This window comes from Solibacillus silvestris (genome assembly GCF_051967575.1).
Lineage (GTDB): Bacteria > Bacillota > Bacilli > Bacillales_A > Planococcaceae > Solibacillus > Solibacillus silvestris_B.
Genome location: NZ_JBQCJW010000041.1, coordinates 1 through 26,127 on the forward strand (window position 1 = coordinate 1; position 26,127 = coordinate 26,127).

Sequence of the window (26,127 nt, forward strand, 5' to 3'; positions counted from 1 at the left end):
ATTTTAATAGAACAGATTTTGATTTTGATAGAAAAGTTAAGTAGCTTGATGCGACAACTATATTGACAAACACCGATAATGAAAAACCAAATTTGTAAATTAATTATAGCAGATGGCGAAATTGTATGGATATTACAATAATAAATTAGAGGGCTGCAATGATAGAAAATGAAATTTTGAAGTAACTTGGAAAACTGGGATTCGCAAGACAGAGATTCTTCATTGTAAAAGCTTTTGCAGTAACTTACATTTCAGGGGGACTCACTCTTTTTTATTGAATTTTTTAAGTAAAACTAGTTAACCAACAGACGTGTTATAATTAGTAAGTATTTAAATGGGATGTAAATAATATACAGCAATAGAAAGGTAAAGACACTCAATGTGTATGAATTTAAAACTTTACCTTCCCTATTACCGAACAAAATCAGCAAAGAATATACATAGGAAAACTAGAAGGAATAGATTTCCTAACTTCTGATCATCTCCAAAAATAAATAAGAAAAGAGGCAGCTAATATGCAAAAAGTTAAAACAGTAGCTATATTACTTGTATTCACCTTGATTTTCAGTATCACTCTACCATCTTTAAACGCAGCTGCATCAAAATATACTGATACAGTAAAGTATGTTCACTTGCCAAGCTCATCGGAAAATAAAAGAAAACCATTTGAAATTACAGCAACATCTTATACTGTGATCAAAGATGGTGTAAAAGCATACGATGCGCCATCAACATCCGCAAAAGTAAATACGATATATAATGCTGGAGATCAGGTAAGGAGTTCTTCTAGAAATTTCGATTTTGTGAAAAGTCATTATGCATCAAGTACGAAACCATTAGAATGGATCTTAGTTAACGAATTGGATAATTCCGGATGGGTTATTTCATACATTAAACGTAGCGACTTAGTAACAAACTATACTGTCTATGTATCACCATCAGCAAAAAATTGGAAGTATGATCATAGAACAGCTAATACTTCATCTTTATCAATGTTTAAAGGAACACCAACTGTTCCTATGTTTGACTCTGCTGACTATGTAACAAATGTTGTGACAACACATGACCCGATTTACAATATGTTACCTGCTGGTACAAGTATCGTACCAACAGGGGCATCGAATAGTTCTGTTAAAAAACCAAAAGCAGGAACAGGTGCGTCAACACTAGAGTATATTCCTTCAACTGGAACGGCTTCCAGGGACGGTTGGGTTGCCCCAAAATTAACAATGAAATACAGTGATTACCGATTGTTTACAATGGATTTTGAATCAATTGGACTTTATTGGAATCCAACACAGCATATGGGCTCAATTTTCATTACTGGTGACGGTTCACGGTTAGATGTAATAGCTGTTAACCGGGAGGAAACAAAAGCCCGATTTGTATTAACAAATGTAAATACAAAAGAGTCATATCGTTCAAAAGAAATGTTAAAAGTGGTATTGCCTTATTTCTTGATGAACAATACAGAAAAAGAAATTAATCAAGTACACCGTGACTTTATGAAGTATGTTTCAAACGGTAAAAAACCTGAAGTTACGAAGCAGTATAAAGGATTTAAAGCAGTATTTATGAAGACTGAAGCAGATAAATATCGTCTTGATATTCGATGATTTGTTCAGAAGGGGAGATATATTATAGTAAAGGGCGAGACATTCGTGACTAATATCTTAATAGGGCTAACTTCACGGAAATGAGTGTTTACTGTTAACATAGAGGTTTTAGATGGCACCTAGTATGTAAGCCCGAAATATAAAAATTATATTCATCCAGTTTGTTATGAAAGGCTGATCAGATAGACAAATAACCATCATTTTTCTCCATGAAAATGATGGTTATTTCTTTGGTTAATATTAGAACCGAATTTTAATATAATAATGGTGCTGCGGAATTTTCGCATCCATATTATAAAGACCATGTGTGATTTCAGTTGATTTGTCAAGCATGATTGTTGAAATATTATTTTCTTTACTGCCTGAAGCTTTAATTTCGTTATATTTGTTTTCTATTTCAGTAAGGATTACTTGCTTATCTACCTTTTCTGGAAATGTTTCTGCTATAGTACGTTTTATAGTTTCAAATGAGTTTTTTTCATAAGGATCGAAATAGAAATCAGCATTATTATCATCCACGTAAATTTGAATTTGCGCAAATAGCCCCTTTGTCTTTGAATTAGTCCAGTTTTTATTATTCAGCAAAATATGTCCGTTAATGCCGGTAATGTATAAATCGGGATTTTCCTTTAGAATTGCTGGTAGTGTAAATGCGTAAAATTGTCGGGTCGATAAACTTTTCCATGAATCAGGATTTAATCGGTGTTCAGATCCTGCTTTCGGTGTGTAACGCGCCCAATGCAGAATAATGTTGTTCGCATCCCTATACGAATCGTTAACTGTTATGTAATCTCGCTTTGGATAATTGTTGAAGTATTCAATAGCACGAGACATAAATAAAGCGAAATGCTGGCGAGATACGGGTTCGTTTTCGTTGAATTTGCCGTTATTTCCCGTCGTTATGCCCGCTTCATACAATGCAGAAACTGCTTCAGTATAACGCGGCGATACGTCTGTTAGTGGATGTTCTTTTGAAAAAGTAAGATTAAAAGTATGTTCTAAAAGAAGAGCCATCTCGCCGCGGGTTAATGGTTTATTTGGTTCAATTTTATTGTTTTTTGGTATAAGCAGAAGGGCATTTACAAGCATTTGTAAGCCTTTTGAATGTTCGCTCTGTGGCGCTATGTCTGTAATTCCTATGTTATGAGAGTCAAAAATGCGTAAGTTATAGGAATTAGCTGCACGTAATGTAAACGATGCAGCTTGAGCACGTGTTACATTTGCCGTTGGATTGAATTTACTGTTATTTCCTTTAATAATTCCTGTTGCTGCCATAGCATTAATTTCTTTGTAGTATGGATGTGTTTTAGGCACATCATCAAATGTTGGCGTAGTGGCATCAACTTGCGCTGGCAGAACGATGACAGGAGTAATCAGTGCAAGTGTTAAAGCAGATAATAATGCTTTATTTTTTTTCATAGGAGCCTCCCAAGTCTAGTATATTTATAGTTATTTTACCACATATGGAGTTAGCTCTTACTACTAATATACGAGGAGATTATGAAATGAAAACATAATATGTAAATTCTCATCCCGGCATTGAATAAAATTCTTTTATGAATGATTCCCAAACGAGCTTTGGTATCATCTTTATGTGTAATATTTGTAATAAATGTAATATTATAATGTTTATGCTTTGAATTCATTCTTCTTTAATTGCTCTATAAGCATTTTTCATCCATTACCATATGTTTCTATCTTCTGATCGTTTAATTTACATTGGATGAATTCTAGACGTATTTAATACTATTATTGAGGCACTTTCCACTATGTTAGATTAAGGTATTTAATTTTATTTTAAACATAGTGTAACAATATAAAGCCTCCTTTATATTACAATTTATGGTACATAGGGAGGGGTTTATATGTTAGTTAAAAATAATGAGGATTTATATGAATTACTGGATTCTTTGTTAAGAGAGCCAACAGAATTTTGGGATACATTTTATAGAAATAAAGAAAGAAGTATCCCATTCTTTTGTGATAGACCTGACGAACATTTAGTGAAATATATTGAAAAAAAAACTATCAAGCCATGTAACGTACTTGAAATTGGCTGTGGGAATGGGCGAAATGCTATTTACCTAGCACAAAAAGGTTGTACCGTAACTGCTGTAGATTTATCGCAACAAGCAATCAACTGGGCAAAGGAGCAAGCTGAAGTCCAAAATGTAAGCATTCAATTTATTTGTGAAAATATTTTTAATTTAAAGTTTGAATCACAAAAGTTTGATTACATATATGATTCTGGTTGTTTTCATCACGTATCACCACATCGAAGAGTATCCTACATTCAATTTATCAACAACTATTTAAACAATAATGGTTATTTTTCAATCAGTGCATTCAAAGAAAACGGTAAGTACGGCGGATCACCGCTTTCCGATGAACAATATTATATGGATCAAAGTTTACACGGGGGTTTAGGATATTCCAAAGAAAAATTGCAAATACTTTTTTCGGATTTCCAGGAAATCGAGATACGTGATATGCAGCATAATAATTTAAGTCAAAATGAATTTGGTCTTGAAGATTTTATTGTTTGTCTATTTAAAAAGTAGAACTCGGGCTGTATAAAATTGTGGCCAAATAGGTATTAGACTCATGATTACCCCAATTAATACGACCAAATATACACCTTTGATATATCAGCATATATAGTGGAAGGAATTAATAACAAAATGAAAAATAGTTATGTGCATCATATATGTATACAAACAAATTCATATTCAGAAACAATTGAATTTTATAAAAGAACTTTAGGATTTGAAGTGGTTCAAGAATCCCCTGATTTTCACGGGCGTGAATTTAATACTTGGTTAAGGTTAGGCACTTTTTATATTGAACTTCAAACAGGCAAGCAGAGTGAATTCTTAGCACAAGTCAATTCAAATAGTGAAGGTCTTGTTCACTTTTGCATTTGGGTGGAAAATTTAAAGTTTGAAGTCGAACGCCTACAAAAAATGAACGTCCATTTTATTAAGAAAAACGATGAAATCATTTATCAGGTCGAAAATGGCTGCCTTTGTAAATTAATTGCACCAGAAGGAACTATTATTGAATTACGCAATAATCAAGGAATATAGAGACTACTTTTTGGTGAATATATTTCAAAATGCTTCACACATTGCTTTGGGAGTATTTTGAAAAGTAATATCCATATTAATGTTGAAATACAGGGATGCTTAGCGGCTTAAGCTGAAAAACGAACTTCCACAATCAGGCGCGATTCTTGAAAATGAATTGTGCCTTTTCCTGTTAAAAGGTCGGATTGTTTAGTAATATTAGTGGGTTAAATGGATATTGTGAAAAAGTGTACTTAAGCTGTCAGGCAGTTTTTCTTTACAAGAAAAAAGTGCTTTCCAAATTAGAAAACACTTATATAGATTGTTTTTTATTCGGTTTTATAACTTGAAATGACCGTGGATTCACTTATTTTTTCATTATTGCTTGCTTCGCCGTGCCCAGGTCCAAATAGATTCAAGATGACAACACCTATAAGAATTAATGCGATTCCTGTAACACTGGCAAAATTGATTTTTTCTTTCCAAATTAAAACGGAAATAATGGTTGTAGCAACAATACCTATTCCAGACCAAAGTGCATAGGCAGTATTAAGTGGAATAGTCTTCATTGATATTGATAAAAAGAAAAATGCACCTACAAAAGCAACTATAACACCCAGAGTAGGATAGAGTTTTGAAAATCCTTCAGAAGCCTTGAGAAGAGATGTTCCAATAAGTTCAGCAATTATAGCTAATGCTAGATATAAATACGACAAATTATTTCTCCTCCATAGTCATTTGAGTTAATTCATTAATAACATCGTTTTTAAGATTTTCATCTAGTGGTGACAGCTCAAATATTTCTGAGAACCAAAATCCATCTATTGCTAAACGTATTATTGTAACTTTGATTGGGTCTATATCATCGCTCATAAGTTTACTAAGTAAGATGTTATATTGTTTTTTGTACTCTTCCAGTAAACTTGGATTAGTAAAAAACGCTGCTATTAGAGCAGAAGATAGGCGTTTATCAGTGTTTAAATCGCATAATGTTCCTTTAATATAGGCATTAGTCCAACTACTAACTTTACCTTTAGTATTATTCTTAACTAAAGTTTCAATACCGTTAAAATAATTGTAAGCCCAGTCTTGTACCATCCCTTTAATTAATGCTTCTTTGCTTGAATAATGATAAAGTAAACCGCCTTTGCTTAGGCCGGCTTTTTTCGCAACGGCTTCTAATGTAAGCTTAGCAACACCTTCTTCTTTAACAATATCAGCAGCTGCGGTTAAAATACTATTCTTTTTATCCTCAGAATTTGAAGCAGACATACAAATCCTCCATTCTTTACTTGTTCTATTTATCATACCGTCCAGCCGGTACAGTTGTCAATTTGTGAAATTATATTATTAATACGCAGCAATAATGGGGGAGGTTGTGAAAAAACACAATTACAAACCGGGGGCTTCAGTTAGATAACCATCTTCCTCAATCGGGCACGATTGTGGCATAAAGTAATTGCATATTTATCCATAAAATCAAAAATACAAAGGGTGGAAAGTAGAAACCATAGCGCATTTTCCAAAGTCACCACATTTAGAAGCTTATTATGCAATGGCTAAAAATTATTGCGGAGAAGAAATAGCTAACAATTCTCGGTTTGTAGAAGTTCTATTTCCAAAATATTTACTAGCATACAATCCTTCACATAGGCAAAGTTTTGTTACTAAAAATAAAAAGGGCAATGGTTTGCTTCGTTTAAATTTCGTTAATGCCCATTCAACATTCGTATTGTGAAATAAAATTATTTATATTATGTTGATCAAATCAAGCTTCGGTTTTTATCTCCATTAACTTAGTAAATTAGTGGAATAGATAGTAAAATTTCGAGAACACTAAATTGAGGTGTTTTATTATGAAAAAAACTCTTATTTTTACGATTGCTATCTCTCTTTTTGCTATTTTATTGAAGGCGATTGCTATGACAAATGACTATGTTGAAATTGCTAAGTCAGATAAAGTGAGCGTTACAGTTTATGCAAAAAAGCTAAATGGATTATATACAGATTTTAAAATTGATTTTCAAGGTAGTATCCTTTCAAAACCTTATTGGATAAACACAATAAATCCTACCTGGTCTCCTGAAATTATATATGAGGATATCAGTCAAGACGGAAAGAACGAGGTAGTCATAATTTTGACTAAAGGTACTGGTACGGGTGTAGTAGAACGTGAAGTTCATATTTTTCAAATGCAACAGGGAAAATCCGATAAAACACAGAATCTGATTCCAGTTGAAGTACAGGTTGATGATCCATTAACGAGTGTTCTAAAAAACGTAAAGACCGAGTTAACACCAAACAAAGCAAGTATTAGTATTGGTGACAAGAAATATTCGCTTGATATTAAACCTTTGGATATCCAACCTGAACATTTATTTGATGAGATATACTTTGGTAATCTTATCAACTTTGAAATAAAGAACAATCAACTTATTGCAAAACTTGGAGGACAAATCTCTCCAGTAGGCGGATATATAGGGGATATACAAATAACCTATATATTTAAAGATAAAATGTATCAAGCTAAATCAATTGAATTTATACCCTATGAATAAAGATCAATCTTCAACAATCAGGCGTGATTCTTTAATAAGGATTGCGTCATTTTTCATTAAAGGGCATATTATTGAATAACATTCCTCATGAAAAGTTTCAAAACATCGCTTCGGGAACTATCTATACATAATTAGTGTTTTGTTAAAAAAAGGAGAATGTACATTTTAAATAGAATAGGAAGAGAGTAATTTGTTTTATTAGAATTATAAATAAATTGTTGAAAGATGAATGGAGGAATAATAATGGAATCAAGTATAATTCAAAAAATTGGACAAATAGCAGTCCCGATAAAAAATGTGCAAAGTGCAATTGAATTTTATAAAGAAGTATTAGGGTTACCACTACTCTTCAATACAGAAAATATGGCATTCTTTGATTGTAATGGGCAACGTCTTCTTCTTTCGCTTCCTGAAAAAGATGAATTTGCAAATTCAAGTTCAGTTATTTATTTTCAGGTAGAAGATATAAATAGATCATTTGAAAAAATGGTTGAAAAGGGAGTTTCCTTTATTGACCAACCTCATGTCGTTGCGAAAATGGGAAATACTGAAACGTGGATGACACTCTTTAAAGATACTCAAGGAAATACACATGCTTTAATGTGTGAAGTATCAATTTAATTTATTACACGGTTTCTTTATGCAAAGTTTATGCACACAGCTACAATAAGACTTTTAAAGCTTTGAAAACGTTATTGGTATGCTATGTAACGTTTAAACTAACAAAAACTTTAGTAAAAAAGTGATCTTCAACAATCGGGAGTTTTCTTTGAATAAGGAAAGGCTTTTTTGTGCGTTTAGAGGGCAGATTGAGGAGCAACTTGTAAAATATTTTAGATATTTTTGTAAATTTATAGTTTAGATTATGAAGGATTGTACCTAAACTAACGGAGGCTTTAGTTCAATAAGGGTTTGGGACTTATTTTTCGCTGTGAAATACACATTTATATTTCCGCTTCATACAAATATAATAAACTTAGGTAAAATATGTTAAAATTATACTGGGAAACCCGTTATACTTCATAAACAACCACCCTGAATTTCTTTAACGAAACTCGAACGGAGAATAATATGAATAAAAATTTAACAATCGAAAAAATCGATAACATACATGACTTTAAATTAGACTATGAGCTCAAGCAAAAATTAATCGACCTAGAATGGCGTATTCAAACTAAGAAGTTTTATGAACTATTTGCCGAAACTTCGGAGGATACTGTAAAAGGCATTGGCATTAGCTGGACAAGCCCTTTTCATCCATATGCAAAATATATAGATGTCATAGCAAATAACTCATCCTATGAACTGATGAACCACTTGCTTACCGACACTTCTGCACATGATCGAATCATTCTTTCCTGCTGGGACCAGGATTTAGAAAAAATACAGCTGATGAAACATTTTCATTTCAGGCTGTTCCGCAAAACATACATGGAAGCTTACGAAATAAGCCCTTTATTAAAACAGTTAGAACAGGAGCAAGCGGCACAAACACTCATCCCATTATTCGAAATATTAAATGACCCTATTCTAGAACAGGACTTATTTCAACTACTAAAATACAACTATGAGCAAACCCATTTAGATAACCCTGCAAAGGAAGTTCCTTGGCAAACTTGGAAGGAAATTTTATTGGAGGATACACCAGACTTTAATTTAAGCTTTGCAGTAATTGAAGAAAATAACGTAATGGCCTACATTTTTCTTCATCCCGTATCACAGGACCATTACGAAATCGGCTGGGTTGGCGAGCATAATCCCACAAACCTTCTGCCCATTTTGAAGCAACAGCTTATTCAATTACAACGGCAAGGTGTCAAAACAGTCGAATTTGAAATCGACACAACTAACTACATCGCATGGCAATTCGCAGAGTTACTACAATTAGAAAATAAAAAAAGCTGGAATTCTTATTATGTAGAGACAAAATGAGTATGTGCATACATATGCAAGATTAATGAATGACCGGAATGCATAAATATTAAATTTCCAGGATTAAAAATAAGTGCCGCTGACTTTAAAGCAGTCGGTTGGAGGTATACTTCACTGTGGCTTTTCTTAGAAAGGGTGATCAAAAAATGATTGAATTAAGAAAGATAACCGGGGATAACATAGATGAAGTAATAGCGCTTGAGGTAGAAGAAAAGCAGAATGACTTCATAGAAACTACTAATCTCAGAAGTTTTGCAGATGCGCATATGTTGAACACAGACGGTATACCTGCTACCCCGTTAGCCATTTATGCTGATGATACGATGATTGGATTTTTGATGTATATTTACGATACGATGGATCATGAATCATTTGAAAATGAAGCTTTTTATGGCAAAAAGGGTTATTTTATTTGGCATATGATGATTGATAAAAATTACCAGGGGAAAGGCTATGGCAAACTTGCTTTTGAAAAAATGTTGATGGATATTGAAACTTTGCCATACGGGAAAGCAGATTATGTGGCCCTCTTTTATCATACAAGTAATGTCAAAGCTAAAACATTATATGCTTCATTTGATTTCATAGATACGGGAATCATTCAGGATAATTCGATGTTGGCTATTAAAAATCTGCATGGAGAAATAACAGAATCTTTAGTAGAGTAGGACTTTTCAGGAAGTAACGTAAGACGCCTATCATAAAAATAAATATCCAGATGAAAAAATCGAATGTGCTAACTCTGTCTTAGCTAAAACATACTATTTATACCGCAACGGGCGCGATTCTGTAGTAAGAATCAGCGCTTGTTTTCATTAAAGGGCCTGATTGTGCAAGAAGGGTTTAATAATTAAATGTTGCATTTGAATTTTTTTGAGAAAATTCAGCATAGCGCAAATTAGAGCATTAAAATTAAATAATTTATACGGAGGAAAGCAATGAAACCAACATTCCACATTACACAGAAGAATACCCTCATAGATACAGCATTGGAAATCCGGATCACCAATCTGCGACCATGTGAGGTTGTGACTTTAAGAGCCGAAATGTGCGACAATCTTGGTGCGAATTGGGAATCGTTTGCAGAATTTTTGTCTGATAGCGAAGGTGAAATTAACTTAGCAACCGCACAACCTGTATCGGGAACTTATTTTACTCCTGATATAACTGGGTTATTTTGGTCAATGGTTCCAATAGCAGATAATAAACCGAAAAGAAGAACCCCCTTAAAACCATTAGAAACAATGCTCATTTTAATGAGGGAGCAAGAAATCTTGACAGTGACTTCCATCATTCGAAATGTAGTTAAACCTCAAGTGGATAGAATTCCAGTACGTGAACGAGGACTGGTCGGAACATTTTTTTGCGATTCCAATAGCGGGCCATTGCCTACTGTCATCGTACTAGGGGGATCTGAAGGTGGATTACGAGAAAGCAATGCAGCGTTACTGGCTTCGTATGGATTTAATACGTTAGCTTTGGCTTATTTTGGTATTGAGGGTTTACCGAAAGAGCTAGTAAATATCCCCTTGGAGTATATACAAAATGCAATTGATTGGCTAAAAGATCATCCGAAAGTTGACTTTTCAAAACTAGGCGTATTCGGAACTTCTAAGGGCGGTGAGCTGGCACTACTAAGCGCGTCAATGTTTCCTTCAATTAAGGCAGTGGTAGGTTATGTGCCTAGTGGAGTTGTTTACCCGGGAATTAGTCAATCATCAACTGCTGTATCTTCATGGCAATTTAAGGGGAAATCGATACCTTTTGCTTTTGGCAAGATACCAAAAGAGGTTAATTTGGAAATTAATCAGGCAAGGCAAATGGGAGAACCCATTTCTTGGCGAAAAACTTATCAGTGGTGGGCTGAAGGTGAGAAACAAGCCGAAATTCCAGTCGAAGGTATCCAAGGTCCTGTTCTTTTGATTTCAGGAGGGGATGACCAGTTATGGCCAGCTGATTTATTATCTGAAAAAGTGATGGCCCGATTGAAAGAACACGACCATCCCTATCCATACGAACATATTAATTTTCCTAAAGCAGGACATTCTTTTGCGATTCCTGGATTTCCGACCTCACAATCTGTCTCTTCTCCCTTTGGAAATGGCAAATTGTTACTTGGAGGAACACCTAAAGATAACTCACAGGCACAATTTGAGGCGTGGGAAAATGTAAAAGTTTTCTTTCATAAATACTTGACCGCTAGCTCGGTTTGATTATCGTTATTCTGGAAAAAGGAAGTGGAGATCTGTGCGAAAGATGCTGATGTATTTCTTAAATCAACTTCTTAGGATGAAGTATATTGAAAATCGCTGATTATGTACAACTAATAACAGCAGGTAGCATATAAGGGAATATTAGAGCAATAACTGACAATCTTCCTTCGCATCCTGTAAGTTTGGATTGAGCAGAATTACTTGATAATGTGATAAATTTGCTAAAAAATAACAAGGCATAACATCCTGCTTCTTCAAATAATTAGGTGAAAAACGGTCTTCAACAATCGTGCGCTTTCTTTGAATAAGAAGAGCGCCTTTTCCAGTTTAGAACCTGATTCTCGAATAATAGCAGGTAATATGATGTTTATATAGAATTTAAGATCTATGTCTAAATAAGTTAGGGGGAGTTAATGTGTTAATTAAGCCGGAAAAATTACAGCGGGGAGACCGGATTGCTACAGTAAGTCCTTCATGGGGTGGAGCAGGTGAACCCGCACTTAAATGGCGATATGAACAAGGGGCTAAGCGGTTAGAGGAAGTGTTTGGATTAGAGGTTATGCCAATGCCGAACAGTTTGAAAGGCGAAGAATATCTTTATAAAAATCCACAGGCTCGAGCTGAAGATTTAATGACGGCATTTAAGGATAAAAGTATAAAGGGAATCATTGCAAATATTGGCGGAGAAGATAGTATTCGCCTACTCCCTTATATTGATTTTGATGTTATACGTAAAAACCCGAAAATATTTATGGGTTATTCAGATGTAACCATTTCCCATTTATTTTGTCATAAAGCGGGAATCTCTTCATTTTATGGTCCGGCAATCTTAACCGATTTTGCTGAAAATGTGGAGATGGATCCTTATACAATCGATATGGTAAATCGGACACTATTCTCAAATGAGATAATTGGTGAAATTCAACCTGCAAACGAATGGACGAGTGAGCGTTTGGAATGGGTAGAAGAAAATAAAAACCGTCGCAGGAATATGCGGAAAAATTCAGGTTATGAAGTCCTTCAGGGAACGGGTGTAGCAGAGGGATATTTAATAGGTGGTTGTATTGAAGTGTTGGAGTTTGCAAAAGGAACCGAAATTTGGCCGGAAAAAGAATATTGGGAGAATAGCATTCTTTTCTTTGAAACAACTGAAGAATACCCTGAACCTGATTTTATTAAATATTGGTTGCGAAATTATGCAGCACAAGGCATTCTGCAAAAATCAAATGGTATCATTTTTGGTAAACCACAGGATGAGAAGTATTACGATGATTATAAAGAGGTAATTCAAAAAGTAATGAAGGAATGTGATTTAGAAGATCTGCCAATACTTTATAACTTGAACTTTGGTCATACGGAACCTAAATTTATTTTGCCATATGGTGCAAAGGCAGAAATCAATTGTGAAAAAGGGACGTTCAAAATAAAAGAAAACGGAGTTAAATGAATTTATAAGAAAAGGGATAAATCGCTAATCTATCTATTCTACAATCGGGTGCAATCCTTAAAAGGGAATTGTGCCTTTTTTGATATAAAGCCATTTAGCTGAAGAACTGCCTTTTATAATCATTATTTAGCTATGTTTGCTGAGTCAGTAATTACTGTTATTGTATTACCGGAAGTGACTTAATCATATAAAATCGAACAGGTTAATTAAAACTTTAACAAACAATATTTTCATTGAAAATCGAACGGTTAATAATTACCAATATTTCAACCAATTAAGCAGTTTTGGCCTTTTATTAGTAGGTCTATATTAATGGATTTGAAATATTATTTAATTCTATATAACTATTTTGTATTTTAAATAAAGGAAATTCGACATTTCTATTGTTGTTTTTTATGTTATGTTGATATAATTCTATTGTCCTGGCGTTTATGCATCTTTATACATAAAAGAATATTTCAAAATTCAACAAACACAATAGGAGAATTGAACATGAAAAAAACAGGTATTCAAGTAAACACAGTAAAAAAAGTAGTAAACATTTCTGTAAATGGGAAAATGACAATGGAAGATGCTAATGCATTCGTTGCAGACTATAATTCAAAAATGAAAGCCATCACACCATCTGAATTTGATCTAGAAGTTGATTGTACACAAATGCAATTATTGAATGCTGATATGACAGCGAATTTAACGGAAGTCATGAAAATGTATAAAACAACAGGATTCAAACAAGTGAAATTTACAGTGGAAAATAATTTAACGTTAAAAATGCAATTAAGTCGTCTTGCAAATGCCGCTGGACTTACAAATGCTACGGTTGAATCAATCTAATAAATAGAAGCAATAACAATGAGTTCAGTAAGGAGTTAATTCATAGCATGGCGAGTATTAAAATAAAAAACGTTGCTATTTATCATCCAGAAAATTTAGTAAGGAATGAATTTTACTTAGAGCATTTTAAAGAGCAAGGAGAAGATATTACCGGCTTCTTAACTTCGATGGGAAGAAATGAACGATATATCATCGACAATAACGAAAATTCCCTGACGATGGGAATTGAAGCAGCTAAACGTGTATTGGCAAAGGCTCAATTAACTGGGAAAGATATTGATATGATTGTATTTTCTACGCAAGTGCCAGAGCATACGTTACCTACAAATGCGATGTTTGTGCATCACGAAATCGGTGCATCGAATCATACAATGATGTTTGATAGTAACGCCAATTGCGCGGGCATGACGGTTGCAGTGGAAAACGCCTCACGTTATATGATGGCAAACCGACGTATTAACCGCGCTCTAGTTATTGGCTCTGACGCTAACAGCTTAATTTCCAATCCCGAACAGGCATTTACATATGCTAACTTTTCGGATGCAGCAGCAGCTATAATTCTAGAAAAGACAGCAGAGGCCGAAATAGGTTTTATTGATGCGGTCTATGAAGTAGATTCAGCGAATAGACACAACATAATTTATCCAAAAGAAGGCTTTTCTCAAACAATCGGCAAGAAAGAGCATATCGTTTTCACTCCGTTTGACGGTGCGATGGCTATTCCAGTAGCATGTGAGATGATTGAGAGCCTTTTGAAAGACAACGGGTTAAAGATTGGGGATGTTGATTCGTTTTGCTTATCGCAATTTGCGTTATCGAATATTTCGAAAATTCAAGATCACTTTGACATTCCCGAAGAAAAGATTATATATGTAGGCGATAGATATGGCTATACGTCTACTAGCAGTCCTTTCGTTTGCTTAGATGAAGGTATTGAAACAGGCCGTATTAAACGTGGTGACATTGTATTGTTCTGGACTATTGGAGCTGGTCACGAAATGGTAGCAATGTTATTTAAATATTAATAACACAAATTTAAAGGCGACAACCCTAATGCGTTTATAGGTTGCCGCTTTTTCTGTTTTTAAAAAAAAGATTGATGATTGATGTTAGAGCAATGATATTCAAACATATGCAAATAAAGAGTTCAAATATATTCTATATATCGAATATGTTTGAACTCTTCTGTTGTCGATTTGTAAAAAAACAGTAAAAATATGTTGCTTATAGCACTCCGGGTTACGCGTGGAATAGTGTTGACGTTAAAGACCTTGATTATATTGTTGTACCCTTCAACAGCTGCATTCGTAAAGCGTAATGACAGATTTCTTCCTGGCAATTATGCATCGTTTTTATACAGGTATCTATAACCGAGTGCCCAATTGCCTTTCCTTGTACCGGCCATCTTTGTTGAGCTGGTCGTGGCGCTGGCCAAGGATACGAAAGTGTTGCTTTAAATCCGCTTTCGCAAAGAGGGAGGCTTTTTTGAACATGCTTTCACGTTGAAAAATCCAAGAAAAGAATCTCCTGGATTTTATCATCATTATTTAGCTATGTCTGCTGAGTCGGCAGTTACTGTTATTGTATCTCCGGAAGTGGTTGGAACTTGAACAGGTGTCTCTTCAAAACTGTATTCTGCAACAAGTTTGCCGTTTACTTCCTTTACATGAACAATTAATTTTGTTTTTAAATTTGGAATGTTCACTTTCGTTATACCTTCTTTGTGAAGATTAAATACGATGTAATCATTTAGGACTCTATCACCATTATGATGGATATTTAAATAGCCCTCTACATACAGCTTTTCCTTAATGTCATTATCAGTAAGGTAAGATTTAACTGAAATTACACTTTCATCTTCAACAGTTACTTCTTCAATTTTTACAATGTTCTCTTTGTTGTTAAAAGATGTTGTTAATGGTCCGGCATTATATTCATTAATAGGGAAGAAAGAAAGTTTTCCTTCATTTTTCTGAAGTTTATGAATCATCAACGCAAATTGGGAACGTTTAATAGGTACATTAATCCCGAAACGTTTTTCTTTTGGATAACCTGAAGCAAAACCAAAATAATCCATTGTATAAGCTTGTTGGGAGAATTGATTGCTGAATGAAAGGGAAAAATACCAGATCATATCATCACTAGAGATATCTTTATGTTTATATAAGTCTTTAAACTTTTGAAGCTTTATATCATGAATACCAACAACTGGGATATCATAAGCGTTTAAAAGGATCGCTGACATTTGACCGCGCTTTAATGGTTCATTAATACCAAAAGTTCCATCACTTTTCCCGCCAATAATTCCTTCATTAGCCAATGCTGCAATGTATGGATAAAATTGATTGTCTGTTGATACATCTTTAAATTTTGGATTGTTAACTTTACTAATATCCAGACCTAACACTTTAGCTAAAATACTTGCTGCCTGACCACGAGTAATATTTTCATTTGGGCGGAAGTTATCCAGCGTACGACTAATTGCCTTTTGCTCTAATAGATTTTCAACAGCAATATAGTAATTATCCGTCTGTTTTACATCTTTGTAATGTACAATTGCTGCCGAAGCGCCGCCTGCCGAAGAAAGTAAAAGGCCTCCCATTACTCCGAATAGAGCGAGTGTTTTTGTTATTTTTATCATTTTTTTCACCTCATAAATTAAGGGTATACAAGAATGTTAACAAAAACAATAGGGGATTGTTTCCAGATGGAGGGCATGAAGAGGTGTACTGGAGATAATGATTTAGCCGATATGAAAAGGCACTAGGGAGGGAATTTGTTTATGCTTTAGTTCATAAAGCATAAAAATATTAAAAACTTAAATAAATAATCACGTCTGTTGATTAGCTAGTTTTTTCCAATAAAATTCAACAAAAAAGAGAGATTCCATGTAAAATGTAAGTTACGACACCAAATTTTACGAGGAGGAATCTCTCGGCTTGCGAATACCACGATTTTTACGTTACTTCAAAACTTTATTTCACAGGACGAAATCGTGGGGATTCTCGCTGAATTTGGTTTTGAGGATACGGCTCGTAAATGTGATGTACCAAAACTTTTGAACTATCTTGTGGATGCTGCTGCTTTTGAATGGAAAAGTTTGCGTTCGGCTTCTGATGTGGCAACCGAAAAAGAATTGAAATTCGTGGATTATTCCACGCTTTCCAAACGGTTGGACGAACTGAATTACCTCATCGTCAAACGAATTTTTGAGTTGATTGCCGGCCGGTTAAACCGGGCGGCGAAACATAAAATAAAAATAAAAAAAGAGTTGCTGGCCATTGATTCCACAACGATTACAGTTGGAAGAAACCGCTTACCATGGGCGCTTTATCATGAGGACTGCTCAGGCATCAAGCTGCACGTCAGTTTCACAAATAGCACAGGCATGCCTCTGCAGGTCGTTGAAACAATCAGCTTAAAACACGATGGTCCAGTCGGGAAGGAGCTCAAGGATAAACGGTTTATCCTTGTTGCAGACCGTGCCTATTTTTCAATCGAAAAAGCCGATCGCTACGCTAATACAAATCAGGATTTCATTATCCGTTTAAAAGAGAACATCAAATTAAACCGCAGGAAATCCTTAAAAAGAACAACGATTGAAGGGTCAAATATCGTCGCCGATTTTACCTGTACACTGGGAACTGCACAAAACCAGACAAAAAAACGGCACCGTGTCGTGGAATTTACCGATTATGAAGGGGCGGTTGTACGAGTCATCACCAATCTTCGTGACGTAACAGTCGAAGAAATCGCAGGCATGTACAAGGAACGATGGGCAATTGAATCCTTTTTTCGATGGATCGAACAGAATCTGCCGGTGCTACTTGGCACGACCAAAAATGCGGTGTTCAGCCAGCTTTTTGCGGCGTTAATTGCGTACGTATTACTCAAATTTCTGCATACCGAGGGACAGAAGAAAAAGAATTGCAGACGTCTATCTTTCACCGGTTTCACACGCCAGCTTCTTTGTGCTACCCTGCCCATCGAATGGCGGGTTGGCCTGGTAAAAATACTCGCATTTTATCGGGAAATATATCAAGAAAGTGCTGGATAAATTTGATTAATCAACACGTATGATGAAATTAAGAAGTAGATGATGATGAAAATAGTGGAAGAGAATGTGTTTTAATACAAAATAACGTTTCCAAATCAAAGTTCGGAATTTGGAAAAAATCTTGCGGACAAATTCAGAAATTCAGGCTTAATGAGTAAATAGCCCCCCAAAAAAAGTGCCCATAAACGTTGATATACCAACGTTTATGGGCACTTAAAATAATGGTCTCGACAAGTCTCGAACTTGCGACCCCCACCTTGTCGAGGTGGTGCTCTCCCAACTGAGCTACAAGACCGTGATAAGATACAAAAATAACAATGCTCTTACATATTATCATAGCATTTTAGTCGGAAGAGGTATATAAAATTTTTATAATTTTACTTTTAATGTTACTTCTACAAAATGAAAATTTCGCGCATGCTTCCTACACATTAACGTCTTTTCTTTTTATCATCTTTTAGCAATGGATCCTTGTTATTTATTTTTTCTAACATTACATGAATATGATATTTATTTTCTTCGATTTGAATGACATTTACAACTTTACCTTTACGGCCTTTAATTTTTAGATTTTCATCGACTTCGGGTATACGTTCTAAACATTGACTGAGTACAGGCGTGTTATTTTCTAAATAATGAATGGCAAACAACATATTTATGCGCTCCTTGTAAACTCAAAGAATGAGTGAATTTTTTTCAATTTATGACGGTGCCGGGGCGTATAGAACCGTCATATAAGGAGATTGGCAAACTTGGGGGAAATGATTTCTAGGCTTCAATAATAAGATAGGGTAACGAACGAATGAATTGAGGTGTAGAAAGCATGACGAAAAAATGGGGTTTAATGGCTGTTCTCGTATTTGGTCTGTATGTTATTGCGATGTATTTCTATTTTTTCCATGGTCAAAATAGCGGGATACCAGCCGCTCTTCAAGGAACGGCAGCGGATCCGGGCACTTTTCTGACAGCGCAGGAATTGGTGTTAAGTGAAGAGTTATCAAACATAAGAAATTTTCTGTTTTTTATAGCAACGCCGCTGGAATGGCTGCTTTACTTCGTTATTTTGATTACGGGTATTTCGCATTTGTTCGAAAAGTGGAGCGCCGGACAATTTAGATGGACCATTTGGAGAACGGCAATGTATGTATTTTTGCTATCCTTGCTATTGTTCATCCTCCAATTTCCGCTAGACTATTACCGGTATACACTGAGCAAAAGCTATGGTATAAGCACGCAGCTTTTTTCTTCATGGATGCGGGATAATGTGATTGGTTTTTGGCTTGATTTTGGGATGTCGGTGATCATGGTAATGGTTCTTTATTGGCTCATCAAAAAAAGTCCGAAAAGATGGTGGTTATATACATGGGCATTAACTGTTCCATTTTCAATTTTCCTTATGTTCATCCAACCCGTCGTGATCGATCCAATCTACAATGATTTTTCTCCGCTAAAAGATAAAGTATTGGAGACAAAAATTCTTTCACTCGCAGAGCAGGCGAATATTCCTTCAGAGCATGTTTATGAAGTGAATATGTCGGAGAAGACGAATGCTTTAAATGCATATGTGACAGGAATCGGCGAAAATTCCAGAATTGTGCTGTGGGATACGACACTAAACCGGTTAACGGATGATGAAATCCTCTTTATAATGGCACATGAGATGGGTCACTACTTGTTGAAGGATATTTATATAAATATTGCTGTCTATTTGTTCATGACGCTCATTGGACTATGGCTAATTGCGGAAATCTTGCCTTGGATGATCAGTCGATATGGATCGATCTTAAAAATTAAGCAAATGGGCAATATGAATTCATTGCCATTATTTTTATTGATCTCTTCTTTTCTCGTATTCTTCTCAAGCCCGCTGTCAAATGCAGTTTCACGGTATCAGGAGGTGAGAGCCGATGAATATGCAATGGAACTCGTACAAAATCCGGAGGCAGCGGTTTCGACGTTTCAACAGTTAACCAAGGCTGGACTTAGCGAGGTAAACCCTTCAGCACTTGTCAAATGGTTCCGCTACTCCCATCCGCCAATGCTGGAAAGGATCAATAAAGTTGCCGAGAAAGCTGAAGAGGAAGAGAACTAAGTTTGTTTTCTAGACTGGTTTTAAATATAGGAATTAAACCAACCCAAATTCGGCTCACATCCTTCTGTATCAAGGATGTGAGTTTTTTATCTGGGAAACCGTCAGAAACAATGCTTCGGTACCCATATATATCACTTTGTAACTTGTATGCATTATTTTGTATAATGAGTTTGACTGATATAAATAGATTAAGTGATATGGAGATGAAGCAGATGGATATTTCTAATGTAGCAGAAAATGCAGATGATTTGATTAAAAAAGCTGAATTGATCGGAATCGGTTCGACAAGAAAAGTTTATCGTTATGAAAACCTTGTTATTAAAACATTCTTGCATCCTATTGGTTATGCTCAAAGTAAAAATGAATACGAAATGTATCAAACATTGGAAATGCAGGGGCTGGAGAAACATATCGCACCAATTCTTTTTATGAGCGAAAAATATGTCGTGCAGCCTTTTTATGAGCAGCTCCCTTTAATGAATCACTGCTCATACGATATTGATTTAGAGATGGATCCGAGAATGACAGAAGATTTAAAAGCTGCACTCAATGTAATCGATAAAGAGCTGGATGGCTTTGATTTTAAAGATAGCGGAAATTATGGTTTGAATGAAGACGGGCTACTTGTTTTAATTGACTATGGAATGACTAAAAAATTGTATGAAGAACAATGGGTGCCATTAGCTGAGGCTGGTACTCTTCCTCAAATTCGATTTGAAAAATGCCGTGTTTGTAATGTGGAAAAGGAACTTCGGATGTATGGAGAAGCTGACATAGATAATCGCTGTGTTACTTGCGGAAAGGATTATTAATTCAATTTTGCATCAAATATACATATCAACGCACTCAATCCACTATTTAGCATTTGCATCCAACTCGATCTGCATGACGATCCCTCGCTTTCGTTTTATTTCTAGCTTAATAATGAAATTTAAAAATGGCAAAAAAATTGGTATTGCTAAAAAATCGCAAATTTCTCGAATCGGCAAAATTGATATACAACATATTTTAAAATAAGTGCCAATAAAGAGGGGAGATGGGTGAATGGCGCTTATTTAAAATTAAGCCCCATATCAATTTTGGCAATCCGCATTATTCGAGGCAAAAAAAATACTTTCATAATTTACGCAACAAAGAATCAGACTGTAGCAGTATTGGAAGTTTGTAAATAAGGGCACTACAGCCAAAAATCCGGAAAATAAAAAGAACACGAAAATAATCCGTGTCCTTCCAAATGCAAGCATACTATTTCCGAGTTGCAGTAGTCTCCCACATATCCTTCAGCCACACATCGAATTGTGCGCCTTTTTCGCCCTCGTATGTGTTGTATATATCGATGCGCATTTTCTCCAGCTTCACTTTGAAATCCTCATATGTGTGATCTTGCGGCAGGCTTTTCTTAATGCGTCTGAAAATTTTGCGAAGGTCTTTGAACAATTCGCCCTTAGGTGTTTCCGGTGCTTCTGCTTGCTGGCCCATCTCCTTTAATTGGCTGGCTGCTGCTTCGCGAACTTTTGTTACTAAATCGGCTTTCGCTACATATTGCAAAATTTTAATCGTTTCTTCCGTTTTGAATTTCGCTAATTCTTGTACCGCATTTAAACGTTCTTCCCAGTCTGCTGTTCTGTTGACAGCCTTTTTAAGCTCACCGAAATTCTCTGGTAACTGTTGCGCTGTTTCTTGTTTATGATGACTCATGATTTTATCTCCTTTGTCATTGCCTTTTTAGCAATGATCCGCTTTGTCCATTATAGCATGAAAATGGGGAAATAAGGCGGGGAAGCAATTTCAGGCTTCTTTATATGTGCATGCTATGGCGTTCATCCACTATAATGATTTCAACTACAGCATGAGCAAGCGGTTCGGTATACGGACTTGCCCTTTTTTCAAAAGAATCTTTGCAATAGGATAAGGAGGAAAAATATATGTTTGAAAATAAAACCGTCGTTGTTACAGGCGCAGCCCAGGGAATTGGTCGTTCAATTGCGATTCATTTTGCCAGAGCTGGCGCAAATGTCGTCATCGCGGATATAGAGCAGGAATTGGGTAACCAATTAGCAGGGGAACTATTAATGGATGGCCACTCTGCGGTTTTTATGCATACAGATGTGCGCAGTGAAGAAAATGTTCGGCAAACGATGGAGATGGCAGCAAGTCGTTTTGGCGGCCTTCACATTTTAATCAATAATGCCGGGAAATCAAAATGGGCTTCACCGCTGGAACTATCATTGGATGAGTGGGATGACATTATCCAGACGAATTTGCGCAGCGTATTTTTATGTTCGCGCGAGGCGGCAAAACTGATGCAAAGCGGCGGGGCGATTATTAATCTTGCTTCAACACGTGCATTGATGTCCGAGCCGCGTTCTGAAAGCTATGCGGCTTCCAAAGGCGGGATTATCGCGCTGACACATGCACTGGCAAGCTCCTTTAGTGAGTTGAATATAACGGTAAACTGCATTTCGCCGGGCTGGATTGAAACGGGGGACTACGATGATCTTAAACCGTCCGACCATTCGCAGCATTTTTCAAACCGTGTCGGCACACCAGAGGATATTGCGCGCGCCTGCTTATATTTAGCGAATGCGGAAAATAATTTTGTTACAGGCACGAATTTAACGATTGATGGCGGGATGACGAAGAAGATGATTTATGAAGAGTAATCGAAAGAAGCCTCGGCTAAGTAAAGGAACGATATTTTTCGGTATACAATTTTCCGCTTTAATATGGTAGTGTTTAACTGAATTATCAGGGAAATCTGCGGTGCGGATAAATACAAAGAGAGTTCAAAATGGAACGATTGAAGCTGTTGGAACAGTAATTGACGAAATATAAGTAAAAAAAATGAACCTTTCCACCAAGTTCGGGGTGGAAAGGTTCATTTTTTTATACGGTATAACTTTCAAGTAGTCGACCACTATTTGGATAATGGGCCGGCTTTGAAAGTAGAAGGTTTTAGCCTGAAAGTGGAAGTTTTTAGCCCGAAAGTGGAATCTTGCACATTTATTAGCAGTTGCTGTTCGGAAAGTAGAAAGTTTTGGCCCAAAAGTGGAATTCTTTAGCCGGAAAGTAGAAAATTTTAGCCCGAAAGTGGAATCTTTTGAATGAAAAGTAGAACCTTTCATGGCGAATGTAGAATAGTGCAAGAATAAAGTAGAACTCTGTGCATTTATTAGCCGTTGCTGTTCGGGAACTACAATAGTTTTGATAGATAGTTCAAAATTTAACGATAGTTCTGAAAATAAAGATTGTTTTTGTTGTAACCATGTTATATTATAAAACTTATAAAAAAACTAGGGATTAAAATTGGAGGATTTCAGTATGAAAAAATTGCTATCAATCGTTACGTTATCTGCGCTTTTTTTAGCGGCATGTGGAGGCGACGAAACGAAGGAAGGCACAAGCGAAGCAAAGAATAAATTGGAGGAAATCCAGGCGGACGGAAAAATTCAAATCGGGCTTGAAGGGACATTCCCTCCATTCAGCTTCCATGATGAATCTGGCGCATTAACAGGCTTTGAATATGAAATTGCCGATCAAATCGCCAAAGACTTAGGCGTCGAACCCGAGTATGTTGAAACAAAATGGGATTCACTCATTGCAGGATTAGATACAGATAAATACGATTTTGTCATTAACAATGTATCGATTACAGATGAGCGTAAAGAGAAGTACGATTTCTCCATTCCATATATGAAGTCAGAGGCTGTAGTAGCCGTACATACGGATAATACAGAGATTACGGAGCCGGCAGACATGGACGGCAAAAAGTCATCCCAAACAATTACAAGTAACTTTGCCCGGGATGCAGAAGCGCTTGGGGCAGAGGTGGTAGCGACAAATGATTTGATGAGCTCGATCGAGTTGGTTGTACAAGGACGCGCAGATGGGACAATTCATGACCGCGTAACATTCCTGACGTATTTGCAGGAGCAGCCGGACACTAAATTGAAAGTGCTGGATGGTTCTATTAATTCAACAGATATTGCATTGATTTTAAATAAAGAAAACGATGAATTCCGTGAAAAGTTAAATGAAATTATTAAAGAGCGTACAGAAGATGGCACATTCGCAGCGATTTCAGAAAAATATTTTGGCGAAAATATTATTTCAAACAACTAATGGAAAGGTCGTTTAAGCGGCCTTTTTATCTGGAAGCGGGTTAGCTAAGACATCATTGGTTTAGAAAGGAGTGCTAGTGGATGAGTAGAGAAATGGACATTTTACTTAGCTCGATCTGGCCGATTTTGAAAGCCGGACTTCTTGTGACAATTCCGCTATCGCTCATTGCCTTTGCAATTGCATTAGTCATCGCAGTTGTAACGGCATTAGCCAGAATATCGAATTATCGGATATTAAGATGGCTTTTCGGTGCTTACGTATGGATATTTCGCGGAACACCGCTATTAGTGCAATTGTTTATCGTATTTTTTGGGCTGCCTAAAATGGGAATTACACTCGATGCCTGGACAGCCGCGATTATTACGTTCTCGCTGAATACGGGAGCTTACGCCTCTGAATCCATTCGGGCTTCGATATTGGCGATACCAAAAGGTCAGTGGGAGGCAGCAGAGTCATTAGGCATGACATATTGGCAAATGCTGAGACGTGTTATTGCACCGCAAACGGTACGGATTTCATTACCACCGGTGGCAAATGATTTCATCGATTTAGTAAAAGGGACTTCTCTCGTGGCAAGCATCACACTTGCGGATTTGTTCATGGTTGGGCAGCAAATTACAGCGCGTACTTATGAACCGCTAATGATTTATTCGCTTTGTGCGGTCATTTATCTGATTTTTATTAGTGTGCTGATGGTCATTCAAAATCGACTGGAAAAATATGCATCAAAGTATGTATAAGGCGAGAACAGTGAAGCTAGAAGGGAGGGCTTATTATCGTACAATTTCAACAGATGTCGAAGTTCTTCGGCGATCATGAGGCGTTAAAAAATATAAATTTAACATTTAATGAAGGTGAAACAACGGTTATTTTAGGGCCTTCTGGTTCAGGGAAATCAACGTTGCTGCGCTGTATCAATCTGCTCGAGCGTCCAGAGAAAGGGATTTTAGCGGTCGGCGGCCAACAAGTTGAACTGAGTAAGCCGATTAACCAAAAGAATTTGCTTTCGATTCGGCAAAATACAGCGATGGTTTTCCAAAGCTTTAATTTGTTTCCGCATATGAAGGTGCTTGAAAATGTGATGGAAGGCCCGATTACGGTTTTAAAGCAAGACAGGAATGCTTCGCAAAAAAAGGCGAATCGATTATTGGAGAAGGTTGGCCTAAGCCACAAAACGGACCAGTATCCTTCGCAATTATCAGGTGGCCAGCAGCAGCGTGTCGCAATAGCTAGAGCACTGGCGATGGAGCCGCAGTTTTTATTGTTCGATGAGCCGACGAGCGCATTGGATCCCGAGCTTGAGGGGGAAGTGCTGAAGGTGCTAAAAGATTTGGCGGAGGAAGGGAAGTCGATGATTATCGTGACGCATAATTTGAATTTTGCGCGTGAGGTGGCAGACCGGATTTTATTTTTAGAGCATGGCGAAATTGGCTACGACGGTGAGACAGAGGCCTTTTTTGCGGCAAGTGATAATGAACGAATTCGTCAATTTATACAATCTATGCAATTTATCTAAATTCAGCAGTTATCCCAAACAACGAAGAATTGATTAAGGAGGAAAATAACATGACAACAGAAAAAACAAATGTAGAAAGCTTTGATTTGGACCATACGAAGGTAGTGGCGCCTTATGTCCGGCTTGCCGGCACGAAAACAGGGGCGAACGGGGATGTTGTAACAAAATATGATATCCGTTTTAAGCAGCCGAACAAAGCCCATATGGAAATGCCTGCATTGCACTCTTTAGAGCATTTAATGGCAGATCGCATTCGCAACCATAGTGAGGATGTCGTTGATTTATCGCCAATGGGCTGCCAAACAGGCTTTTATTTGGCGCTGCTCAATTACAATGATTATGATGGTGTCCTGACAATTTTGGAAAATACATTGCAGGACGTATTAAAGGCTGAGGCAGTACCCGCTTGCAATGAAGTACAATGCGGATGGGCAGCAAGCCATAGCCTGGAAGGTGCGAAAGCCCTTGCCAAGGAGTTTTTAGCAGGTCGTGAAGAGTGGCATATTGTTTTTGCTGAGTAATATTGAAGTAGGATTATAATTGGAAATTATAAATAAAAGAAATAGAGGATTGTATAAGAGGGACGACTTTATTTATTCGTCCCTCTTTTGTTTAATAAGGCGGGATAAAGTTTGTGTTACGTTTATTTTATTCGGCAGAGGGAATATTCTTTAC

At 36.4% G+C, this 26,127-nt stretch carries 25 protein-coding genes and 1 tRNA gene; 19 read left to right on the forward strand and 7 right to left on the reverse strand.

The genetic code is table 11. The features are described from left to right. Nucleotides 1-515 precede the first annotated feature (515 nt). The gene (locus tag ACTHOQ_RS16970; RefSeq protein WP_440497327.1) at nucleotides 516-1,616 is read left to right on the forward strand and encodes a hypothetical protein; all 1,101 of its coding nucleotides are present in this window, start codon (nucleotides 516-518) and stop codon (nucleotides 1,614-1,616) included. Nucleotides 1,617-1,856: 240 nt separating this feature from the next. On the opposite strand, the gene ACTHOQ_RS16975 is transcribed toward ACTHOQ_RS16970, so the two are convergent. Next, nucleotides 1,857-3,035, reverse strand: a complete 1,179-nt coding sequence (locus tag ACTHOQ_RS16975) for an S-layer homology domain-containing protein (protein WP_440497328.1) — start codon at nucleotides 3,033-3,035, stop codon at nucleotides 1,857-1,859. Between the two features lie 446 nt (nucleotides 3,036-3,481). On the opposite strand from ACTHOQ_RS16975, the gene ACTHOQ_RS16980 reads away from it, so the two are divergent. Together ACTHOQ_RS16980 and ACTHOQ_RS16985 are read left to right on the forward strand one after the other, a co-directional pair. Next, nucleotides 3,482-4,177, forward strand: a complete 696-nt coding sequence (locus ACTHOQ_RS16980; RefSeq protein WP_440497329.1) for a class I SAM-dependent methyltransferase — start codon at nucleotides 3,482-3,484, stop codon at nucleotides 4,175-4,177. 120 nt (nucleotides 4,178-4,297) lie between these two features. Then, nucleotides 4,298-4,702: a VOC family protein gene (locus tag ACTHOQ_RS16985; protein ID WP_440497330.1), complete on the forward strand. Its 405-nt coding sequence runs from the start codon at nucleotides 4,298-4,300 to the stop codon at nucleotides 4,700-4,702. A 308-nt stretch (nucleotides 4,703-5,010) separates the two neighbouring features. Here the strand turns inward: ACTHOQ_RS16985 and emrC are convergent, their stop codons facing one another. Further along, nucleotides 5,011-5,397: a multidrug efflux transporter outer membrane subunit EmrC gene (emrC, locus tag ACTHOQ_RS16990; protein WP_440497331.1), complete on the reverse strand. Its 387-nt coding sequence runs from the start codon at nucleotides 5,395-5,397 to the stop codon at nucleotides 5,011-5,013. A gap of 1 nt (nucleotide 5,398) precedes the next feature. Then, a complete protein-coding gene (locus ACTHOQ_RS16995) occupies nucleotides 5,399-5,953 on the reverse strand; it encodes a TetR/AcrR family transcriptional regulator (RefSeq protein WP_440497332.1) in 555 nt (184 codons plus the stop codon). Nucleotides 5,954-6,537: 584 nt separating this feature from the next. On the opposite strand from ACTHOQ_RS16995, the gene ACTHOQ_RS17000 reads away from it, so the two are divergent. The 8 genes from ACTHOQ_RS17000 (at nucleotide 6,538) to ACTHOQ_RS17035 (ending at nucleotide 14,690) form a co-directional block, all read left to right on the forward strand. Further along, nucleotides 6,538-7,239, forward strand: a complete 702-nt coding sequence (locus ACTHOQ_RS17000; RefSeq protein ID WP_440497333.1) for a hypothetical protein — start codon at nucleotides 6,538-6,540, stop codon at nucleotides 7,237-7,239. 243 nt (nucleotides 7,240-7,482) lie between these two features. Continuing rightward, nucleotides 7,483-7,860, forward strand: coding sequence for a VOC family protein (locus tag ACTHOQ_RS17005; RefSeq protein WP_440497334.1), 378 nt, complete (start codon nucleotides 7,483-7,485; stop codon nucleotides 7,858-7,860). A gap of 450 nt (nucleotides 7,861-8,310) precedes the next feature. Beyond that, nucleotides 8,311-9,171, forward strand: coding sequence for a hypothetical protein (locus ACTHOQ_RS17010; protein ID WP_440497335.1), 861 nt, complete (start codon nucleotides 8,311-8,313; stop codon nucleotides 9,169-9,171). A gap of 146 nt (nucleotides 9,172-9,317) precedes the next feature. Next, the gene (locus ACTHOQ_RS17015) at nucleotides 9,318-9,839 is read left to right on the forward strand and encodes a GNAT family N-acetyltransferase (RefSeq protein WP_440497336.1); all 522 of its coding nucleotides are present in this window, start codon (nucleotides 9,318-9,320) and stop codon (nucleotides 9,837-9,839) included. 270 nt (nucleotides 9,840-10,109) lie between these two features. Continuing rightward, nucleotides 10,110-11,384: an acyl-CoA thioesterase/bile acid-CoA:amino acid N-acyltransferase family protein gene (locus tag ACTHOQ_RS17020; RefSeq protein ID WP_440497337.1), complete on the forward strand. Its 1,275-nt coding sequence runs from the start codon at nucleotides 10,110-10,112 to the stop codon at nucleotides 11,382-11,384. A gap of 415 nt (nucleotides 11,385-11,799) precedes the next feature. Further along, nucleotides 11,800-12,831: a S66 family peptidase gene (locus tag ACTHOQ_RS17025; protein ID WP_440497338.1), complete on the forward strand. Its 1,032-nt coding sequence runs from the start codon at nucleotides 11,800-11,802 to the stop codon at nucleotides 12,829-12,831. A 492-nt stretch (nucleotides 12,832-13,323) separates the two neighbouring features. Next, nucleotides 13,324-13,665, forward strand: coding sequence for a hypothetical protein (locus ACTHOQ_RS17030; RefSeq protein ID WP_440497339.1), 342 nt, complete (start codon nucleotides 13,324-13,326; stop codon nucleotides 13,663-13,665). 47 nt (nucleotides 13,666-13,712) lie between these two features. Further along, nucleotides 13,713-14,690 carry a ketoacyl-ACP synthase III gene (locus ACTHOQ_RS17035; protein ID WP_440497340.1) on the forward strand — a complete coding sequence of 326 codons (978 nt, stop codon included), beginning with the start codon at nucleotides 13,713-13,715 and terminating at the stop codon, nucleotides 14,688-14,690. A 518-nt stretch (nucleotides 14,691-15,208) separates the two neighbouring features. Here ACTHOQ_RS17035 and ACTHOQ_RS17040 read toward each other — a convergent pair. Beyond that, a complete protein-coding gene (locus tag ACTHOQ_RS17040; protein WP_440497341.1) occupies nucleotides 15,209-16,306 on the reverse strand; it encodes an S-layer homology domain-containing protein in 1,098 nt (365 codons plus the stop codon). Between the two features lie 336 nt (nucleotides 16,307-16,642). On the opposite strand from ACTHOQ_RS17040, the gene ACTHOQ_RS17045 reads away from it, so the two are divergent. Further along, nucleotides 16,643-17,722 (forward strand): IS4 family transposase, encoded by a 1,080-nt coding sequence (locus ACTHOQ_RS17045; protein ID WP_440497350.1) that lies wholly within the window; start codon nucleotides 16,643-16,645, stop codon nucleotides 17,720-17,722. A 222-nt stretch (nucleotides 17,723-17,944) separates the two neighbouring features. Here the strand turns inward: ACTHOQ_RS17045 and ACTHOQ_RS17050 are convergent. Together ACTHOQ_RS17050 and ACTHOQ_RS17055 are read right to left on the reverse strand one after the other, a co-directional pair. Beyond that, nucleotides 17,945-18,017: transfer RNA gene (locus ACTHOQ_RS17050), tRNA-Val, on the reverse strand. Between the two features lie 136 nt (nucleotides 18,018-18,153). Beyond that, nucleotides 18,154-18,375 carry a hypothetical protein gene (locus ACTHOQ_RS17055; RefSeq protein ID WP_440497342.1) on the reverse strand — a complete coding sequence of 74 codons (222 nt, stop codon included), beginning with the start codon at nucleotides 18,373-18,375 and terminating at the stop codon, nucleotides 18,154-18,156. A gap of 170 nt (nucleotides 18,376-18,545) precedes the next feature. Here ACTHOQ_RS17055 and ACTHOQ_RS17060 point away from each other — a divergent pair, with 170 nt between their 5' ends. Continuing rightward, nucleotides 18,546-19,814: a M48 family metallopeptidase gene (locus tag ACTHOQ_RS17060; protein ID WP_440497343.1), complete on the forward strand. Its 1,269-nt coding sequence runs from the start codon at nucleotides 18,546-18,548 to the stop codon at nucleotides 19,812-19,814. Nucleotides 19,815-20,026: 212 nt separating this feature from the next. Beyond that, a complete protein-coding gene (locus ACTHOQ_RS17065; protein ID WP_440497344.1) occupies nucleotides 20,027-20,626 on the forward strand; it encodes a protein kinase in 600 nt (199 codons plus the stop codon). Between the two features lie 433 nt (nucleotides 20,627-21,059). On the opposite strand, the gene ACTHOQ_RS17070 is transcribed toward ACTHOQ_RS17065, so the two are convergent. Further along, nucleotides 21,060-21,512, reverse strand: coding sequence for a HEAT repeat domain-containing protein (locus tag ACTHOQ_RS17070; RefSeq protein ID WP_440497345.1), 453 nt, complete (start codon nucleotides 21,510-21,512; stop codon nucleotides 21,060-21,062). A 227-nt stretch (nucleotides 21,513-21,739) separates the two neighbouring features. Between ACTHOQ_RS17070 and ACTHOQ_RS17075 the strand changes: the two genes are divergently transcribed. The 5 genes from ACTHOQ_RS17075 to ACTHOQ_RS17095 all read left to right on the forward strand — a co-directional run bounded on the left by ACTHOQ_RS17075 (nucleotide 21,740) and on the right by ACTHOQ_RS17095 (nucleotide 25,973). Next, nucleotides 21,740-22,477 (forward strand): SDR family NAD(P)-dependent oxidoreductase, encoded by a 738-nt coding sequence (locus ACTHOQ_RS17075; protein ID WP_440497346.1) that lies wholly within the window; start codon nucleotides 21,740-21,742, stop codon nucleotides 22,475-22,477. A gap of 658 nt (nucleotides 22,478-23,135) precedes the next feature. Continuing rightward, on the forward strand, nucleotides 23,136-23,936 hold the full coding sequence (locus ACTHOQ_RS17080) for a transporter substrate-binding domain-containing protein (protein WP_440497347.1): 801 nt from the start codon (nucleotides 23,136-23,138) through the stop codon (nucleotides 23,934-23,936). Nucleotides 23,937-24,016: 80 nt separating this feature from the next. Next, nucleotides 24,017-24,676 (forward strand): amino acid ABC transporter permease, encoded by a 660-nt coding sequence (locus tag ACTHOQ_RS17085; RefSeq protein ID WP_440497348.1) that lies wholly within the window; start codon nucleotides 24,017-24,019, stop codon nucleotides 24,674-24,676. Between the two features lie 35 nt (nucleotides 24,677-24,711). After that, nucleotides 24,712-25,452, forward strand: a complete 741-nt coding sequence (locus tag ACTHOQ_RS17090) for an amino acid ABC transporter ATP-binding protein (protein WP_440497351.1) — start codon at nucleotides 24,712-24,714, stop codon at nucleotides 25,450-25,452. A gap of 50 nt (nucleotides 25,453-25,502) precedes the next feature. Further along, complete coding sequence (locus ACTHOQ_RS17095) at nucleotides 25,503-25,973, forward strand: S-ribosylhomocysteine lyase (protein WP_440497349.1); 471 nt, start codon at nucleotides 25,503-25,505, stop codon at nucleotides 25,971-25,973. Nucleotides 25,974-26,127 lie beyond the last annotated feature (154 nt).

Coding starts and splice junctions, on each gene's coding strand:
- ACTHOQ_RS17030 (WP_440497339.1), top strand. CDS start 13,324: ATGAAAAAAACAGGTATTCAAGTAAACACAGTAAAAAAAGTAGTAAAC.
- ACTHOQ_RS17020 (WP_440497337.1), top strand. CDS start 10,110: ATGAAACCAACATTCCACATTACACAGAAGAATACCCTCATAGATACA.
- ACTHOQ_RS17095 (WP_440497349.1), top strand. CDS start 25,503: ATGACAACAGAAAAAACAAATGTAGAAAGCTTTGATTTGGACCATACG.
- ACTHOQ_RS16980 (WP_440497329.1), top strand. CDS start 3,482: ATGTTAGTTAAAAATAATGAGGATTTATATGAATTACTGGATTCTTTG.
- ACTHOQ_RS17040 (WP_440497341.1), bottom strand. CDS start 16,306: ATGATAAAAATAACAAAAACACTCGCTCTATTCGGAGTAATGGGAGGC.
- ACTHOQ_RS17005 (WP_440497334.1), top strand. CDS start 7,483: ATGGAATCAAGTATAATTCAAAAAATTGGACAAATAGCAGTCCCGATA.
- ACTHOQ_RS16985 (WP_440497330.1), top strand. CDS start 4,298: ATGAAAAATAGTTATGTGCATCATATATGTATACAAACAAATTCATAT.
- ACTHOQ_RS17015 (WP_440497336.1), top strand. CDS start 9,318: ATGATTGAATTAAGAAAGATAACCGGGGATAACATAGATGAAGTAATA.
- ACTHOQ_RS17065 (WP_440497344.1), top strand. CDS start 20,027: ATGGATATTTCTAATGTAGCAGAAAATGCAGATGATTTGATTAAAAAA.
- ACTHOQ_RS17055 (WP_440497342.1), bottom strand. CDS start 18,375: ATGTTGTTTGCCATTCATTATTTAGAAAATAACACGCCTGTACTCAGT.
- ACTHOQ_RS17080 (WP_440497347.1), top strand. CDS start 23,136: ATGAAAAAATTGCTATCAATCGTTACGTTATCTGCGCTTTTTTTAGCG.
- ACTHOQ_RS17085 (WP_440497348.1), top strand. CDS start 24,017: ATGAGTAGAGAAATGGACATTTTACTTAGCTCGATCTGGCCGATTTTG.
- ACTHOQ_RS17075 (WP_440497346.1), top strand. CDS start 21,740: ATGTTTGAAAATAAAACCGTCGTTGTTACAGGCGCAGCCCAGGGAATT.
- ACTHOQ_RS17000 (WP_440497333.1), top strand. CDS start 6,538: ATGAAAAAAACTCTTATTTTTACGATTGCTATCTCTCTTTTTGCTATT.
- ACTHOQ_RS17070 (WP_440497345.1), bottom strand. CDS start 21,512: ATGAGTCATCATAAACAAGAAACAGCGCAACAGTTACCAGAGAATTTC.
- ACTHOQ_RS16975 (WP_440497328.1), bottom strand. CDS start 3,035: ATGAAAAAAAATAAAGCATTATTATCTGCTTTAACACTTGCACTGATT.
- ACTHOQ_RS17035 (WP_440497340.1), top strand. CDS start 13,713: ATGGCGAGTATTAAAATAAAAAACGTTGCTATTTATCATCCAGAAAAT.
- ACTHOQ_RS16970 (WP_440497327.1), top strand. CDS start 516: ATGCAAAAAGTTAAAACAGTAGCTATATTACTTGTATTCACCTTGATT.
- ACTHOQ_RS17010 (WP_440497335.1), top strand. CDS start 8,311: ATGAATAAAAATTTAACAATCGAAAAAATCGATAACATACATGACTTT.
- ACTHOQ_RS17060 (WP_440497343.1), top strand. CDS start 18,546: ATGACGAAAAAATGGGGTTTAATGGCTGTTCTCGTATTTGGTCTGTAT.
- ACTHOQ_RS16995 (WP_440497332.1), bottom strand. CDS start 5,953: ATGTCTGCTTCAAATTCTGAGGATAAAAAGAATAGTATTTTAACCGCA.